Origin of the sequence: Kribbella sp. NPDC050124, from assembly GCF_044460355.1 — a bacterium.
Lineage (GTDB): Bacteria > Actinomycetota > Actinomycetes > Propionibacteriales > Kribbellaceae > Kribbella.
Window position 1 is genome coordinate 57,463 of the sequence record NZ_JBITJU010000013.1, and the last position, 16,362, is coordinate 73,824.

At 69.9% G+C, this 16,362-nt stretch carries 16 protein-coding genes; 7 read left to right on the plus strand and 9 right to left on the minus strand.

Going from position 1 to position 16,362, the window contains the following annotated elements; all coding sequences use genetic code 11:
* Position 1: 1 nt before the first annotated feature.
* The 5 genes from ACIBL3_RS27245 to mce all read right to left on the minus strand — a co-directional run bounded on the left by ACIBL3_RS27245 (position 2) and on the right by mce (position 6,235).
* A complete protein-coding gene (locus ACIBL3_RS27245; protein ID WP_396356429.1) occupies positions 2–1,516 on the minus strand; it encodes an AI-2E family transporter in 1,515 nt (504 codons plus the stop codon).
* Positions 1,513–3,186, minus strand: coding sequence for a transposase (locus tag ACIBL3_RS27250; RefSeq protein WP_396356430.1), 1,674 nt, complete (start codon positions 3,184–3,186; stop codon positions 1,513–1,515). Before ACIBL3_RS27250 ends, ACIBL3_RS27245 begins: the two co-directional genes overlap by 4 nt.
* A 107-nt stretch (positions 3,187–3,293) precedes the next feature.
* Positions 3,294–4,625, minus strand: coding sequence for a crotonyl-CoA carboxylase/reductase (ccrA, locus tag ACIBL3_RS27255; RefSeq protein ID WP_396356431.1), 1,332 nt, complete (start codon positions 4,623–4,625; stop codon positions 3,294–3,296).
* A 124-nt stretch (positions 4,626–4,749) separates the two neighbouring features.
* Positions 4,750–5,652, minus strand: coding sequence for an anti-sigma factor RsbA family regulatory protein (locus tag ACIBL3_RS27260; protein ID WP_396356432.1), 903 nt, complete (start codon positions 5,650–5,652; stop codon positions 4,750–4,752).
* A 148-nt stretch (positions 5,653–5,800) separates the two neighbouring features.
* Positions 5,801–6,235 carry a methylmalonyl-CoA epimerase gene (gene mce / locus ACIBL3_RS27265; RefSeq protein ID WP_360536750.1) on the minus strand — a complete coding sequence of 145 codons (435 nt, stop codon included), beginning with the start codon at positions 6,233–6,235 and terminating at the stop codon, positions 5,801–5,803.
* A 65-nt stretch (positions 6,236–6,300) separates the two neighbouring features.
* Between mce and ACIBL3_RS27270 the strand changes: the two genes are divergently transcribed.
* From ACIBL3_RS27270 to ACIBL3_RS27290, 5 genes are all read left to right on the plus strand, one after another.
* Positions 6,301–7,605, plus strand: a complete 1,305-nt coding sequence (locus ACIBL3_RS27270; RefSeq protein WP_396356433.1) for an AMP-binding protein — start codon at positions 6,301–6,303, stop codon at positions 7,603–7,605.
* A 53-nt stretch (positions 7,606–7,658) separates the two neighbouring features.
* Entirely contained in the window at positions 7,659–8,861 is a 1,203-nt protein-coding gene (locus ACIBL3_RS27275; protein ID WP_396356434.1) for an acetyl-CoA C-acetyltransferase, read from the plus strand.
* Entirely contained in the window at positions 8,861–9,817 is a 957-nt protein-coding gene (meaB, locus tag ACIBL3_RS27280; RefSeq protein ID WP_396356435.1) for a methylmalonyl Co-A mutase-associated GTPase MeaB, read from the plus strand. The genes ACIBL3_RS27275 and meaB overlap by 1 nt, the downstream gene beginning before the upstream one ends.
* Positions 9,818–10,113: 296 nt before the next feature.
* Positions 10,114–10,272, plus strand: a complete 159-nt coding sequence (locus tag ACIBL3_RS27285; RefSeq protein WP_396356436.1) for a hypothetical protein — start codon at positions 10,114–10,116, stop codon at positions 10,270–10,272.
* A gap of 87 nt (positions 10,273–10,359) precedes the next feature.
* Complete coding sequence (locus ACIBL3_RS27290; RefSeq protein WP_396356437.1) at positions 10,360–11,073, plus strand: PH domain-containing protein; 714 nt, start codon at positions 10,360–10,362, stop codon at positions 11,071–11,073.
* On the opposite strand, the gene ACIBL3_RS27295 is transcribed toward ACIBL3_RS27290, so the two are convergent.
* The 4 genes from ACIBL3_RS27295 to ACIBL3_RS27310 all read right to left on the minus strand — a co-directional run bounded on the left by ACIBL3_RS27295 (position 11,070) and on the right by ACIBL3_RS27310 (position 13,993).
* The gene (locus tag ACIBL3_RS27295; RefSeq protein WP_396356438.1) at positions 11,070–12,299 is read right to left on the minus strand and encodes an RNA polymerase sigma factor; all 1,230 of its coding nucleotides are present in this window, start codon (positions 12,297–12,299) and stop codon (positions 11,070–11,072) included. The two genes, ACIBL3_RS27290 and ACIBL3_RS27295, sit on opposite strands and share 4 nt — an antisense overlap.
* A 31-nt stretch (positions 12,300–12,330) precedes the next feature.
* Positions 12,331–12,678, minus strand: a complete 348-nt coding sequence (locus tag ACIBL3_RS27300; RefSeq protein ID WP_360524134.1) for a YciI family protein — start codon at positions 12,676–12,678, stop codon at positions 12,331–12,333.
* Between the two features lie 76 nt (positions 12,679–12,754).
* On the minus strand, positions 12,755–13,489 hold the full coding sequence (locus ACIBL3_RS27305) for a maleylpyruvate isomerase family mycothiol-dependent enzyme (protein ID WP_396356439.1): 735 nt from the start codon (positions 13,487–13,489) through the stop codon (positions 12,755–12,757).
* A gap of 33 nt (positions 13,490–13,522) precedes the next feature.
* Positions 13,523–13,993, minus strand: a complete 471-nt coding sequence (locus tag ACIBL3_RS27310; protein ID WP_396356440.1) for a DUF4231 domain-containing protein — start codon at positions 13,991–13,993, stop codon at positions 13,523–13,525.
* Positions 13,994–14,025: 32 nt separating this feature from the next.
* On the opposite strand from ACIBL3_RS27310, the gene ACIBL3_RS27315 reads away from it, so the two are divergent.
* Positions 14,026–14,529, plus strand: a complete 504-nt coding sequence (locus ACIBL3_RS27315; RefSeq protein WP_396356441.1) for a MarR family winged helix-turn-helix transcriptional regulator — start codon at positions 14,026–14,028, stop codon at positions 14,527–14,529.
* 106 nt (positions 14,530–14,635) lie between these two features.
* Positions 14,636–16,309 (plus strand): methylmalonyl-CoA mutase, encoded by a 1,674-nt coding sequence (locus ACIBL3_RS27320; protein WP_396356442.1) that lies wholly within the window; start codon positions 14,636–14,638, stop codon positions 16,307–16,309.
* Positions 16,310–16,362: the final 53 nt, after the last annotated feature.

A 16,362-nucleotide genomic window follows, 5' to 3' on the forward strand; every position in this document is an offset into this window, starting at 1 on the left:
GTCAGGAGTCGTCGGCTTTGCGGACCCAGACTTCTCGGATGATGAGGAGGATGGCGGCGGCGCTGGGGATGGCGAGGAGGGCGCCTACTACGCCGAGGAGGGCGCCGCCGAGGAGGGCGGCGATGACGGTGACGGCGCCGGGGATGTCGACGGCTCGGCGCATGATGCGGGGCGCGATCACGTAGTTCTCGATCTGCTGGTAGATGATGCCGTACGCGAGGCAGGCGACGCCGATCCACAGGCCGCTGGTGAAGCCGATCAGGGCGACGATGACGACGCCGATCAGGCCGCCGACCATCGGGATGAAGGCGGTGAACATCACCACGATCGCCAGCGCCAGCGCGTACTCGCGCAGGCCCGCGATCTGCAGGAAGACGAACATGAAGAAGCCGGCGCACGCGGCGACCATGAACTGGCCGCTGACGTAGCCGCCGACCCGGCCGAGCACCTCGTCGCCGAGGATGGAGACGCGGGTACGGCGGCTGGCCGGGACCAGGCTGTACGCCGCCCGCTTGACCGACGGCAGCGAGGCCAGGAAGTACAGCGTCAGGATCAGGATCGTGAAGCCGGAGAACAGAGCGTTCGCGACCACCCGGCCGACGCCGAGGATGCCGCCGAACGCGCGCTGCGCCAGGGCCGGGTCCTGGATGTAGTCCTGGGCCTTCTGGATGAACTGGTAGCGGTCGTTGAGCTCGTTGAGGGTTCTCGACTTGGTCAGCAGGTCGAGGTACTCGGGGGCGTTCCTGATCAGGCTGTTGATCTGGTCGGTGACGACCGGGACGATCGCGAAGCCGACGCCGGCCACCGCGAGGATCATCAGCAGGAACACGACGCCGACGGACAGGCCGCGCTTCAGGCCGCGGCGCATGAACCATTCGACCAGCGGGTTCAGGCCGACGGCGATGAACATCGAGACCAGCAGCAGGATCAGGACCGAGCGGGCCTGGCCGAGGGCGTTCCACAGGCCCCAGGCGACCAGGACGCCGAGTGCGGCGAAGAAGCCGAACATGAACGGGTTCGAGCGCCGCAGCGGCGGGCCGGGCAGGCCCATGCCGACATCCGGGTGCCGCTCCTCGATCAGCAACTCACCAGCGAGGTCGCCATCCGCCTTACCACCGGCCGCCTTCTCCGCGTCGGCCTCGGACGCATCAGCCGCCTTCGCTGCAGCCTTGGCTTCGGCCTCGGACTCGTCGGCGGCCTTGGCCGCGGTCTCTGCCTCGGCTTCGGAGGAGTCGGCGGACTGTGCCGACTCCTCCGCGTCGTCGGCTGAGGCGTCCGCCTCCTCGGCCGAAGACTCCGCGCGGTTCGCCTGAACGCCGGCCTGGTCCGCCGATCCCTCGGCCTCGCCGGCCGAGTCGTCGGCATCGCGGGCAGACCGGTCGGCCTCGCGGGCGGACTGCTCGGCCTGCTGGGCGGCGGCTTCCGCTTCGGCGGCCGCGATCTGGGCCTCGCGGGTGGCTTCCGCGAGGTCCCGGTCGGGCGTCGCTGTGGAGTTTTCGTCGCCGGGTGGCGTCACATCTTGTCCTTCGGGGATCGCGAGCCGGCTGCGGCCTCGTCGGTCTTGTCGTCGTCGGCGGGCTCGTCGTCGACTGCCTTCTCGTCGGACGCCGCGGCCGCCTGCACCGAAGTCTCCTCGTCGGTGAGGTCACTCAGCCGGAACTCGTCGATCTTGGTCGAGTCGGCCCGCTCCTCGTCGTCGTCCACCGGACCGCCGGCGGACTTGCCGGCCAACTCGTCGGCGACCTTGGTGTCGACCCGCAGCCCGGTGTCGATCCGGGTCTCGTCCACCCGCGCGTCACCCGCGCCGGCGCCCACGAACGGGCTGGTCCCGGTGAAGGGGCCGTCCTCGTCGTCGTCGTCGTCCTCGTCCTCGTCCGCCTCCGGCGAGAGCGGAGTGGGCGTGGAGAACGCGCTGTCCCGCGGCGCGAACGGGCTGCTCGGCACCGCCGGCTCCTCATCCCGGTCGGCCTCCGCCGGCGGCACGGTCTCCCGGGGCGCGAACGGGCTGCCCGCCGGCGCCAGCGTCTCCGCCGGCGCGGCGAATCCGCTCGGCGCCGGTGCGGCCGGCGCGGCAGGCGACGCCGGGGGAGTGGTCTCGGGCCGGCCGAACGGGGTCACGTACGCCGGAGTGGCGGTCTCGGAGTCGAGCTCGGCGGCCTGCCGGGCGATGTTGCTGGCGATCTCGTTCAGCCCGGCGATCTGGGTGAGGATGCCGTCGCGGCGCTTGGCCAGCCGCTCGGTCTCCCGGGCGACGATGGTCCGCGACCGCTCGGCCTCGTCGGCGGCGTTGGTCAGCTCGGCGTCGGACCGGGTCCGCGCGGTGGTGAGCAGTTGCTCGGACTCGCGCCGGGCCCGGGCGATGGTCCGCTCGGCCGACTCCTCGGCCTCGGAGCGGATCTTGCGGGCCTGCTCGGTCGCCTCCGCGACGCGCCGCTCGGACGCCTCGGCGGCCTCGCGCATCTGGGTGGTCAGGTTCTCGGTGTCGGCGGCGATCTGCTGGTGCTTGTCGGCCAGCTCCTTGGCCTGCTGCTCGCGCTCGTCGGCCAGCCGGGCCCGCAGCGCCGCGGACTCGCGCTGGATCGCGGTCCGGATCTTCTCCGCCTCGTGCAGGGCGCCGTTCTTCAGCGTGCTGGCCTGCGACTCGGCGGTCAGCATCAGCTGCTCGGCCTTGCGCCGCGCGGTCTGCAGGACCTCGGCGCCCTCGGTCTCCGCGGTACGGCGGAACTCCGCGGCGTCACCCTCGGCGGTCCGGCGCATGCTGTCCGCCTCGTTCAGCGCGACGGTGCGGATGTCCTCGGCCTCGCGCTCGCCGGTCGCCCGGGTGGACGCCGCCTCCTTGGACGCGGTCGCCCGGAGCTCGTCGGCCTCCCGGCGGGCCTCCTCGAGCGCCTCGGACGCCTGGTCCTGGGCGAGCCGGAGGATCTGTGCCGCCCGGTCGCCGAGACCGGCGTACGACGGGTTGGCGCTCGCCTCCAGCTGCCGCCGGGTCTCCTCCAGCTGGCGCTGCATCGGGGCGACGCTGGCCTGGAGCTGGTCGGCCCGGTTGCGGGCCTCGACGAGTTGCATTTCCAGCGCGCGGACGTAGTCGTCCACGGCCTGCTTGTCGTACCCGCGACGGCTGACCGGGAAGCCCCCGGCCGCGGTCGCCGTACGGTCGAAGAACGGCAGGCTCGACTCGTCAGGCATTTCCCGAGATTCCCTTCTGGCGGCTCAGCGTGAATCCCCCACCTTAAGCCTGTCAGAACTAGGACGAAACCAGCCAATCGGGCCCCTGTGGAAGCCGCCGTGGAGAACTACCTGTTGCGGAAGCGATTAATGGCCGCCGCGTGCTTCTCGCGCAGTTCCGGGTCCCGGACGCCGAGACCCTCGGACGGGGCCAGGGTGAGGACGCCGACCTTGCCCTGGTGCAGGTTGCGGTGCACGTCGTACGCCGCCTGGGCGGTGTCCTCCAGCGGGTACACCTTGCTCACCGTCGGATGGACCATGCCCTTGGCAATCAACCGGTTGGCCTCCCAGGCCTCGCGGTAGTTGGCGAAATGGGAACCGATGATCCGTTTCAGGTTCATCCACAAATACCGGTTGTCGTACTCGTGCATGAACCCCGACGTCGACGCGCACGTCACGATCGTGCCGCCGCGCCGGGCGACGTAGACCGATGCCCCGAACGTCTCCCGTCCCGGGTGCTCGAACACGATGTCCGGGTCGTCGCCACCGGTCAGCTCCCGGATCCGGGCCCCGAACCGCTTCCACTCCTTCTGGTCCTGCGTGGTCGGGTCCGACCAGAACCGGTACCCCTCGGCGGACCGGTCGATGATCAGCTCCGCGCCCATCGCCCGGCAGATCTCCGCCTTCTCCGGTGACGACACCACGCAGACCGGGATCGCCCCGCCGTTCAGCGCGAACTGCGTCGCGTAGGAGCCGAGCCCGCCGGACGCGCCCCAGATCAGCACGACGTCGCCCTGCTTCATGTTGGCGCCGTTCGCCGAGACCAGTTGCCGGTACGCCGTGCTGTTCACCAGCCCCGGGGACGCAGCCTCCTCCCAGGTCAGATGGTCCGGCTTCGGCATCAGCTGGTTCGACTTCACCAGCGCGAGCTCGGCCAGACCGCCGAAGTTGGTCTCGAAGCCCCAGATCCGCTGCTCGGAGTCGAGCATCGTGTCGTTGTGCCCGTCCGGCGACTCCAGCTCGACCGACAGGCAGTGCGCCACCACCTCGTCGCCGGGCTTCCAGGCGTTCACGCCGGGACCGGTCCGCAGGACGACGCCCGCCAGGTCGGAGCCGACCACGTGGTAGGGCAGGTCGTGCCGGGCGGTCAGCGGCGACAGCTTCCCGTACCGCTTCAGGAACGCGAACGTCGACACCGGCTCGAAGATCGAGGTCCAGACGGTGTTGTAGTTGATCGCGCTCGCCATCACCGCGACCAGCGCCTCGCCCGGACCGAGCTCGGGGGTCGGGACGTCGTCGAGGTGCAGGCTCTTGCGCGGATCCTTCTCCTTGCTGTCCAGACCCTCGAACATGGTCGCCTCGTCGGCGTGCACGGTGATGCCGCGGTAGTGGTCCGGTACGTCGAGCACACCGACGGCGGCGGTGTCACCGGACAGAATCGCTTCGAGGATCTGCTTCACGTCGTACCTCCTGCAGCGGCGGTCTGGGTGAGCGGAACTTACCGCTGAGTATGCACGCCTGGCTGTGCGTTGTGACACAACGAGACGACCGTCACTTTTCAGTCCACCGTTGTCAGTGGTCTTATCAGCGCAGTCGCGTGTGCAGACGCACTTGCGTGAAGTCGTCCCCGGACCGCAGCTGGACCAGATCGCACAGCTGGTTCGCCAGCCAGACACCCCGTCCGCCGAGCCCGTCGAGCGGCGGCAGGACCCGGCCGACGAGCAGGTCGTCGATCCGGCCGCGGTCGGCCACGTCGCAGATCAGCGTCCCGTCCGCGACCCACACCGACAGCGTCCCGCGCCCGCCGCCGAACCGGATGCTGTTCGTGCAGACCTCGTGCAGCGCGAGCGCCAGGTCCTCCAGCCGGTCCCGGGACACCCCGTACGACAAGGCCTGGGCGTTCACCCACTGCCGGACCTGCCCCAGGTCGGCCAGCCCGAACTCCGAGCGCTCGGCCCGATCCGGTACGTCGCTCAGCGCCGTACGGAACGTCTTCTCCGCAAGGGCATCCGCGCCCGAGTGTGTCGCGGTCGGGTCGATGCCGACCGACGCCTCGTAAGTGCAGAGCAGCCGGAAGTTGGTGTCGGCCGCGAAAGCGATACCGATCAGCGCCTCATGCAGCAGGGCCTCGTCGTACTCCTCTGCGGTCCGGCTGGCGTAGGCAGGCTCGCCGATGCCACGGACCGCGCGGCCGCGGTGCTGCTCGATCACGTCGCGCCACAGCGGGATCAGCCGCGCCGGGTTGCGGCCGGCCTCGGTCACGTCGACGAAGCCAACGTGCTTGCTCTCGGCCCCGAGCGCCTCGCTGAGCACAGCGATCCGGGCAGGCGGCAGGGCAGCCACGATGGCCGCACCCGTCGCCAGGCCGTCGCGGACGAAAGGTGTCGCGAGTCGCACGAACTCCTCGTCCGACGTGTAGACGAAGGCGCCGTGCTGGAACCCCGTCGGCACACCGTCCAGAGAGTCGGTGGCGCTGTCCCTCAGCACCCGAACAGCGTAGTCCGCGAAGCGTCCCTCAGCAGGGTGTCGGCGCGTGCCGTCACCCGGTGTGGAAGAGCGGTAACGGTGAGGTTTCTTCAGCTTTGTCGAGAGATACCGTGCATCACTGGGAGCGCCGCTGCGGTGACGGAGAGCCTCAGGCGGGCTCGACCAGCTCGACCAGGACGCCGCCGGCCGACTTCGGGTGGATGAAGTTGACCCGCGAGCCGGCCGTGCCCCGCTTCGGCTCGTCGTACAGCAGCCGCGCGCCGCGCTCGCGCAGCGTCGCCGACACCGCGTCGAGGTCGCGCACCCGGTAGGCCAGCTGCTGGATGCCCGGCCCGCGCTGGTCGAGGAACTTCGCGATCGGCGACGCCTCCGACAGTGGCGCGAGCAGCTGGATCGAGGACCCGGAGTCGCCGACCGACAGCATCGCCTCGCGGACGCCCTGCTCCTCGTTGACCTCCTCGTGCGCGACGGTCATCCCGAAGACGTCGGCGTAGTACCGGACGGCCTCGTCGAAGTCGGCCACGGCGATGCCCACGTGGTCGATCGCTTCGAACAGGGTCTTGGTGGCGGCGAGGTGGTCCATAGCGCCAGCGTGGCCCAGTCGTCCGCGTGATTCCAACCGAAAGTGGCCGATGCGACACTGAGTCTGTGGCGGGGGACGTGCCCATCGGTCTCGGCCGGCTGCTGGCGGCCGTGCGGCCCTGGCGCGCGCCCGGCGCCTTCCACGCCCACGGCCTGACCCTGGCCACCCTGACGACGCTTGCCGCACGCAACCATCCCGGCGACGTCGCGCTGATCGACGACGACGGCCCGCTCACGTACGCCGAGCTCGAAGAGCTGACTCACATCCCGACCGACGGCGAACGCGTCCTCGTCCGCGAGCCCAACGGCCGATCCTTCGTCGCCGCGGTGGTCTCCGGCCTACGAGCCAACGCGGACGTCGTCCTGGCCGACCCCCGTGGCCCGTTCGTCGAAGTGGGAAAGCATCGGGCCGGGCGACGCGGTCAGGTGGTCGTCATGACGTCCGGAAGCACGGGTACGCCGAAGGTCGTCGAGCGGAAGGTGGCCGTGTCACAAGCCGTCCCGATCGCGACGCTGGTACGGCGTTTGCCCTTGCAGCACGGGGTTCCGCTGGTCGTCACCCAGCCCTTCTTCCACGGGTTCGGGGTCGGGTTCCTGGCGTTGGGGCTGGCCTTCGGGATGCCGGTCGTCGTACGGCGCCGCTTCCATCCCGACGAGGTCGCGGACTTCCTGCGTGACCACCCGGGCGCGCTGCTGACCGGCGTACCGCCGATCCTGTCGAAGGTCGCGCGGACCGGGGTCGAGGTGCCTCTGAGTGCTGTCGTCAGTGGTGCCGGGCAGTTGCATCCGCCCGTGGCGGAGCGGCTCACGAGAGCCTTCGGACCGATGCTGTTCAACCTCTACGGGTCCAGCGAGCTCGGATGGTCGACGCTCGCGACCCCAGCCGATCTGCGCGAGGCGCCGGGCACGATCGGTCGTCCGGCAGCCGGCGTGCAGGTCGAGATCCTCGGCGACGAGGGACGGCCGCTGCCGGCCGGCGACGTCGGTCGGCTGCACGTCGGCGGCCGGCTGGCCGGGACTCTGGCGGACTCCGGCGATCTCGGGCATCGCGACTCCGCCGGGCGGTACTTCGTCGACGGGCGGGCCGACGATCTGATCGTCACCGGCGGGGAGAACGTCTTCCCGGTCGAGGTGGAGAACGCGTTGCTCACGCACCCGGCCGTCGCCGACGCCCGCGTGGTCGGCGTACCCGACGACGAGTACGGCGCTCTGCTGCGGGCGGACGTCGTCCGGCGGGACCCTCTGGAGGCCCCGGAGCTGGTGGCCTACGCGCGGTCCCGGCTGACGCCGGCGAAGGTGCCGCGGTGGATCCTTTTCACCGATGAGCTGCCGATCACGTCGACCGGTAAACCCGCGGCACGTGTGACCTGATCGACAGGGTCGGACCAGGGGCGTACCAGTGCCGTCGCAGGTATCGTGACAGCATGTCTGACACGCGGAACCAAACCGTCATAGTCGCCGGTGCACGGACCCCGATCGGGCGGCTGCTGGGTGGCCTCAAGGGCTTCACCGGCGCCGAGCTCGGCGGGTTCGCGATCAAGGGCGCACTGGACAAGGCCGGCGTCGCGCCGGACCAGGTCGAGTACGTGATCATGGGCCAGGTGCTGCAGGCCGGCGGCGGTCAGATCACCGCCCGCCAGGCCGCGGTCAAGGCCGGCGTCCCGATGAACATCCCGGCGATCACGATCAACAAGGTCTGCCTGTCCGGCCTGAACGCGATCGCGCTGGCCGACCAGCTGATCCGCGCCGGCGAGTACGACATCGTCGTGGCCGGCGGCATGGAGTCGATGACGAACTCCCCGCACCTGCTGCCGAAGTCCCGCGAGGGCTTCAAGTACGGCGACGTGCCGCTGGTCGACTCGATGGCGTTCGACGGCCTGTGGGACGCCTTCACCGACCAGGCGATGGGCGCGCTCACCGACCAGGCGAACAACGACGGCCTGAAGCTCACCCGCGAGGAGCAGGACGAGTTCAGCGCCCGCTCGCACCAGCTGGCCGCGGCCGGCTGGAAGAACGGCGTCTTCGCCGACGAGGTGGTCCCGGTCGAGGTGCCGCAGCGCAAGGGCGACCCGATCGTGGTCGACAGCGACGAGGGTGTCCGCAGCGACACCTCGGTCGAGTCGCTGGCCAAGCTGCGCCCGGCCTTCGGCAAGGACGGCACGATCACCGCCGGGTCGGCCTCGCAGATCTCCGACGGCGGCTGTGCCGTGGTCGTGATGAGCAAGGCGAAGGCCGAGGAGCTCGGACTGAGCTGGATCGCCGAGATCGGCGCCCACGGCTCGGTCGCCGGCCCGGACTCGTCGCTGCAGAGCCAGCCGGCGAACGCGATCGTGAAGGCCTGCCGGAAGGAGGGCATCGAGCCGTCCGCGCTCGACCTGATCGAGATCAACGAGGCCTTCGCGGCGGTCGGCATCGCGTCCGCGCGGGAGCTGAAGGTCGACGTCGACAAGGTCAACGTGAACGGCGGCGCGATCGCCCTCGGCCACCCGATCGGCATGTCGGGCGCCCGCCTGGTGCTGCACCTGGCGCTGGAGCTCGGGCGTCGCGGCGGCGGCGTGGGAGCGGCGGCTCTGTGTGGCGGTGGCGGCCAGGGTGACGCGCTGATCGTGCGGGTACCGAAGAACTGATGCCACGACGCACCGCCCCAGTCGGCGAGTTGGTCGAGCGTGCCCGGGAGGGTGACTCCCGGGCCGTCGCCCGGCTGATCTCGCTGGTCGAGGACGAGTCGCCGCTGCTCCGCGAGGTGATGGCGGCGTTGTCGCCGTACGCCGGGAACGCGCATATCGTCGGGATCACCGGCTCCCCGGGGGTCGGCAAGTCCACCTCGACGTCGGCGCTGGTGTCGGCGTACCGGGAGACCGGGAAGCGGGTCGGCGTGCTCGCGGTCGACCCGTCGTCGCCGTTCTCCGGCGGCGCGCTGCTGGGCGACCGGGTGCGGATGCAGGACCACGCGACGGACGCCGGGGTGTTCATCCGGTCGATGGCGTCCCGCGGGCATCTCGGTGGGCTGGCGTGGTCGACGCCGCAGGCGTTGCGGGTGCTCGACGCGGCCGGGTTCGACGTCGTTCTGGTGGAGACCGTCGGGGTCGGTCAGTCCGAGGTGGAGATTGCAGGCATGGCGGACACGACGCTCGTGCTGCTGGCGCCGGGGATGGGTGACGGCATCCAGGCGGCGAAGGCCGGCATCCTCGAGGTCGGCGACATCTACGTTGTGAACAAGGCCGATCGGGACGGCGTGCAGGCCGTCACCCGGGATCTGCGGGCGATGCTCGCGCTGGCCGAACGGCCCGCGGGCGCGTGGTCGCCGCCGATCCTGAAGACCGTTGCCTCACGCAATGAAGGTGTCGCCGAGGTGGTGACCGCGATCGAGGACCGGCTGGCCTGGATGGCGGCCAACGGCGTCCTGGACGAGCGCCGCCGCAGCCGCGCCCGGGACGAGATCGAGGCGATCGCGATGACGGCGCTGCGGTCCCGGTTCGCGCACCTGCACGGCGACGCCCGGCTGGACGTGCTGGCCGCGAAGGTGGCCGAGGGCAACACCGACCCGTACACGGCTGCCGACGAGCTCATCGCGGCGCTGTGATCGTGGCACGATCTGCAACACTCGACCACACTCTGTCACATTGTGTCGTCGGGTGGGGCGGGAGTGACGCAAGTTCCGAAATCGGGCAAATCCGGGGAGATTTCCCCGTCGCGGCGCCTTCCGCATCTCACGGCGGCGCGCCGGTGGCTGCCATGCCCCCGAATCCGTTACAGAATGGGACTTGTAGCTGGTGGGCATTGTGCGGTGGGCTGTGTTCAGTCAGTGACAATTGGTGACGGTCCGTGATACAAATCCAAACACAGTCGACCGAGTGGTTGCGAACGAGGAGTGGTGACATGCCGAAGAAGCTGTTGATCTGGTCGGTCATCGCCTTTGCCGGCTTCTATCTGTTCACTCAGCCGGCGAACGCCGCCGACGCGGTGGGAGGCGCCTTCTCAGCCGTCGGGGACGCGTTCTCGAGCGTGATCACGTTCCTGACCGCGCTGTTCAGCTGATCTGCGTCCGAGTGTCCCGTGCCGAGCGATCGTGCGGGACACTTGGTTGTACGGGGTCACACAACAGCGTGACAGGGGAGTGAGCGGATGGCCGGAATAGGCCTGTTCCGGATCTTCGACCCGAAGGTCCGGCGCCATCTGATCTCGGACGAGGGCGAAGTCGTCATCGACGAGGTCCGGCAGCACTGGGTGGTGTACTCGGTGCCAATGCTCGAGGTCGCGCTGGCGACCGCCCTGCTGGTGGCGCTGGTGACGAACTCGATCGGCGGCACGCAGGTGCTGCTGGCGATCGTGCTGATCCTGCTGATGCATGCGTTCTGGCAGTTCCTCACTCACCACCGGGACCGGTTCGTGGTCACCAACATGCGGGTGATGCGGATCCGCGGCGTCTTCTCTCAGACGGTCGCGACCACACCGATCGCGCGTGTCCTCGACATCACCCTGAAGAAGCCGATCAACGGCCGGATCCTCGGCTACGGCCACTTCGTCTTCGAGTCGGCGGCGCAGGACCAGGGCTTCCGGGAGATCAGGTGGGTCAGCCGCCCGGACGACCGGGACCTGACCATCCAGCGGGTCATTCAGCGCACCGGTCTGCGCGCGTCGGCGAGTGTCGACGTGGTGGAGGGCGACGACGACTCCGACGACGACGGCACCGGTCCGATCGGGATGGACTCCGCGCAGGAGGTCACCACCACGGTGGCGCCCGCGCCGGTCCACCAGTCCCGTCCGGTGGCCGGCTCCGGCAGCAAGTCGATCTTCAACAGCGAGCGCGGCAACTGGACCGACGAGGACCGGGACTAACTGGACTTCTGCAGGAAGAGCTGCCGCCGCCGTTCGCGGTGTGCTCGTTCTGGGTCCGTGGCCGGGCCTTCCAGTGCTTGCATGAGCTCTGAAGCGGCTTCGGCGTACCGGTGATCGCGAGCGAGGAGCTCGGCGCGTACGGCGTGCCAGCGCGGGCTCGGCGGGAGTGCGTCGAGCCGCGCCAGCCCGGCCGCGGTGCCATCGGCCTCGGCTGCTGCGACCGCTTGGGCCAAGTGCGCGGACGTGCTCGGCGCGATCGACACGAGGAGGTCGTAGAGCCTGAGGATCTCGCGCCAGTCGGTCGCTGCGTAGCTGGGGACGCGAGCGTGCTCGGCGGCGATGGCGGCCTGCAACTGGTAGGGGTCGGCCTGGCGGTTCGACCGCTCCAGCGAGTCGTTGAGCAGCGTCACGCCGCGCGCGATCAGGTCCGCGTCCCACCGAGTGCGGTCCTGTTGGTCGAGCGTGACGACCTCGCCGTCGTCGTCGATCCGGGCCGGGCGGCGGGCCTCGGTGAGAAGCAGCAGCGCCAGGGCGGCGGTCGGCATCGACTGGTCGGGCAGTAGCTCGTGCAGCAGTTCGGCCAGGCGGATCGCCTCGGCGCAGACGTCGACGTCGTACGCGGTCTGGCCCTCGATCGGTGCGTGGCCGGCGGTGTAGAGGCTGTGGATCACCGCGCAGACGGCCGGGAGGCGATCGGGCAGCTCGTCCTCCGGCGGCACTCGGTACGGGATGTGGGCGGCCGCGATCTTCTGCCGGGCGCGGGTGAGGCGTTTGTTCGTGGCGACCTCGGTGGTCAGCAGCACCCCGGCGATCTGCGCGGGCGACAGTCCGCAGAGCGTCCGGAGGGCGAGGGCGACCCGGGTCGGCGGCGACAGCGTCGGGTGGCAGCAGGTGAAGATCAAGCGGAGCAGGTCGTCCTGCACGACGCTGTCGGGCACGATCCCGTCCGACTGGCTGAGCTCGATCAGTTCCAGCCCTTCGCGTTCCTTGCCGGGACGGGCCCGGTCGCGGCGAATCATGTCGATCGCCTTCCGGCGCGCGGTCACGGTCAGCCAGGCGCGCGGCTCGGGCGGTACGCCGGTCACCGGCCAGGCGCCGAGGGCCGCCAGGGTCGCCTCCTGGACGGCGTCCTCGGCGAGCTGGACGTCGCCGACCGTCCGGATCAGGGTCGCGAGGATCCGCGTGCCCTCGATCCGGATCGTCTCGGCGAGCGCGTCATCGGACACTGTCGGGCTACTTGTCGGGCTACTTGGCGGGCTACTTGGCGTTGATGACCGGCCGGACCTCGACGGCGCCGTTCCACGCGGCCGGGATCTGCGCCGCGATCGCGACCGCCTGCTCCAGGTCGTCGGCCTCGATCAGGTAGTAGCCGGTCAGCGCTTCCTTGGTCTCGGCGTAGGGACCGTCGGTCGTCACGACTTTCCCACCCCGGGCGCCTTCCACCCGTACGACGGTTGCCGTCGGCGTCGGATGCAGCACCGCACTCGCCTTGATGCTGCCCTCGTGGTCCACCCCGAACTGCCGGTACTCCGCCAGCTCACTAGCGTGCTCGGGCGCCCACCAGTCGACGTCCGGCGTGTAGGTCAAAGCAAGGTACTGCGCCATCGGAGGCCTCCTTCAGCTAGGACCACTCTGGTCCTTCGTCAAGGGAACGAACAGCCACCCCGGAACAGGACATCGCTCAGGTCGTGCACTCCGCGACCCGGGCCCGGAATTCCCGCACGACCCCTTCATCCCCTGCGGACTGGATCACGCTCGCGTCCAGCCGGCCCCACAACCACAGGAACACGGCATCGGCCGACCCGAAGATCTCGGCCGCCACGTCGCCCTCCGCGCCCTGGCTCACGACCACGCTCGTAGCGTCCGCGCGCACCGTCCACGACCTCCCATCAGCCGTGATCCGTACGGCGGCGTCGACCGGGTGCTCGGTGTCGCCTTCCTCCCACCACGGCCCGCCGAGGTTGGGGTAGAGCACCTCGTCGATCCCGTCGAGCGCCAGCTCGGGGTCGATCGGCGTGACCACGTCGTGCGCCTGCTCGACATCGATCCGGTGCACCACGCTCTCCAGGGCCATCCGCCGGAACCAGAACCCGGAGGTCTTGTCGTCCGGGTTGAACGTCCACGTCTCCCGCTCGGTCCCGGCCGCAACCAGCGCGTCCACGATCGCCGTGCGCGCCTCGTCGTACAACTCGAGCGCGTCGCGCGTGCCGAAGTCCGGCGGCCACGGGTCGGGCAATGCGCCGAGCCGCAGTACCTCCACCTTGTGCAGGTACACCGTGGCCACGTGCCGCACCACCGACTCGACCGTCCACCCCGGACAGCTCGGCACCGCGGGCTCCAGCCCCATCCGTGCGACCTCGCCGAGTCGCGCCGACTCGGCCCGCAACTGCTCGAGGTAGAACTCCGCCGACGTCATAGGCCAGAGCATGACACCCACGGCGGACAGAAATCAGATCGTGCGCGCGTTGAAGGCGTCCTCCCAGTCGGCGGTCTCCGCCTGGCTGATCTCGACCACCCGCTCGGCGAGCAACCGGACCGGGTCCGCGGCATCGGCGTACCGGCCGGCTCGTTGGGCGTACAGCCAGGCCTCGTTGCGGAGCTGCTGCGCGGTGCGGGTGTAGGTCGGATAGCTGTCGCGGTACCCGAACAGGGTGCGGATGCCCTCGGCCAGGGCGATCACGCCGCCGAGTGCCGGCGCCAGCCAGGTGGGCGCCGAGATGGCGACCGAGATCGCGATCACGAGGGCGGCGAGCAACTGCAGGGTGCCGAGTGCGCGGTAGGCGATCCGGGCCTGCCGCGCATGCTGGAAGTACCAGTTGAACCGCACACTGATCAGTTGCTCGGCGGGGGAGTCGTTGCCGAGGTCGGGGAAGTCCGAATGCCTGAGTTTCGCCCTGAATTTCGCGCTGAGGTTCGCCATGGTCTGCCTAGTGTGGAGCTAATCTTCGGCTCATGGCGAGGAAGAGGGCGTTGCCGTTCGATCCGATCGACGAGGCGTCGCGGCAGTGGGGCCGGCGCTGGGGCGCGGTCGAGCAGATGCGGGCCGTCACGTCGCTGATGCGGGCCCAGCAGATCGTCATCGGCGAGCTCGACGACATCCTGCGCAGGCACGGGCTGACGTTCGCGCGGTTCGAGGCGCTGGTGCTGCTCACCTTCTCCCGGCGCGGCTCGTTGCCGCTGGGCAAGATGGGGGAGCGGCTGCAGGTGCACCCGACCTCGGTGACGTCGATCGTACGGCGGCTGGAGGCAGCCGGACTGGTGACCCGGGAACCGCACCCGGACGACGGCCGCGCGGTGCTGTGCGAGATCACGCCCGAGGGGCGCGAGCTGGTCGAACGCGCGACCGCGGACCTGGTCGCCGCCGACTTCGCCCTGTCCGGGCTGACCGACGAGCAGCTCAAGATGCTCTGGTCCGTCCTCGAGCCGCTGCGCCACAACGCCGGCGACTTCACCTGACGGACCGTCTCACCAGCTGGGCTGCGGTTGGCCGCGTGAGGCCCCGCGGTTGGAAATAGTTGGACGTCCTAGTATTTTGGGACCAGTTTCCGAGGAGGTCTGACTGATGGATGCCGAGCAGATCGCCGCCGGCCGGAGCCGGTGGCAGCAGCGGTACGACGCGGCACGCAAGCGGGAGGCGGACTTCACCACGCTCTCCGGCACCGAGGTCGCGCCCGTCTACGGACCGCCCGACGGAGTGGACGACCCGCGGATGGAGCGGATCGGCTGGCCGGGGGAGTTCCCCTTCACTCGCGGTCTGTACCCGACCGGTTACCGCGGCCGGACCTGGACGATCCGCCAGTTCGCCGGCTTCGGCAACGCCGAGCAGACCAACGAGCGGTACAAGATGATCCTGAACGGCGGTGGCGGGGGCCTGTCGGTCGCCTTCGACATGCCGACCCTGATGGGTCGCGACTCCGACGACCCGAAGTCGCTCGGCGAGGTCGGCCACTGCGGGGTCGCGATCGACTCCGCCGCCGACATGGACCGGCTGTTCAAGGACATCCCGCTGCAGGACGTCACCACCTCGATGACGATCTCCGGCCCCGCCGTACCGGCGTTCGTGATGTACCTGGTCGCGGCCGAGCGGCAGGGCGCGGACCTGACCAAGCTGAACGGGACGCTGCAGACCGACATCTTCAAGGAGTACATCGCCCAGAAGGAGTGGCTGTTCCCGCCGGAACCGCACCTGCGCCTGATCGGCGACCTGATGGAGTACTGCGCGACCACCATCCCGGCGTACAAACCGCTCAGCGTCTCCGGCTACCACATCCGCGAGGCCGGCTCGACCGCTGCGCAGGAGCTGGCGTACACGCTCGCCGACGGGTTCGGGTACGTCGAGCTCGGGCTGTCGCGTGGGCTCGACGTCGACGTGTTCGCACCCGGCCTGTCGTTCTTCTTCGACAGCCACCTGGACTTCTTCGAGGAGATCGCGAAGTTCCGCGCGGCCCGGCGGATCTGGGCCCGCTGGCTGCGGGACGTGTACGGCGCCCGCACCGAGAAGGCGCAGTCGTTGCGCTTCCACACCCAGACCGCGGGCGTCTCACTGACCGCCCAGCAGCCGTACAACAATGTCGTACGGACCGCGGTCGAGGCGCTCGCCGCCGTGCTCGGTGGGACGAACTCGCTGCACACCAACGCGCTCGACGAGACTCTCGCGCTGCCGACCGAGGAGTCGGCCGAGATCGCGCTGCGCACCCAGTCGGTGCTGATGGAAGAGGTCGGGGTCACCAACGTCGCCGACCCGCTCGGCGGGTCCTGGTACGTCGAGGCGCTCACCGACGCCATCGAGGCCGAGGCCGAGGAGATCTTTGCCCGGATCAAGGAGATGAGCCCGGACGGCTCGATGACCGGCGGCATCCTGCGCGGGATCGAGGACGGCTGGTTCATGGCCGAGATCGCCGACGCCGCGTTCGAGTACCAGCAGAAGCTGGAGAAGGGTGAGAAGAAGATCGTCGGGGTGAACACCCTGACCGACACGGTCTCCGGTGAGCTGTCCATCCTCCGGGTCAGCCACGAGGTCGAGATCGAGCAGTGCCGGGTGCTCGCGGCACGCAAGGGGCACCGCGACGAGGACCGCGTCCGTCGTACGCTAGCCGCTCTGGTCGAGGCGGCCAGAGGGACCGGCAACCTCATCGAACCCATGCTGGAGGCGGCGCGTGCGGAGGCCACGATGGGGGAAATCTGTCACGTTCTTCGGGAACTCTGGGGCGAGTACCGAGAGCCCGCCCGCTTCTGACGACCCACCCGCAGCGACCACCACCGACAGCCGGCCCACTGCAGCAACGACGA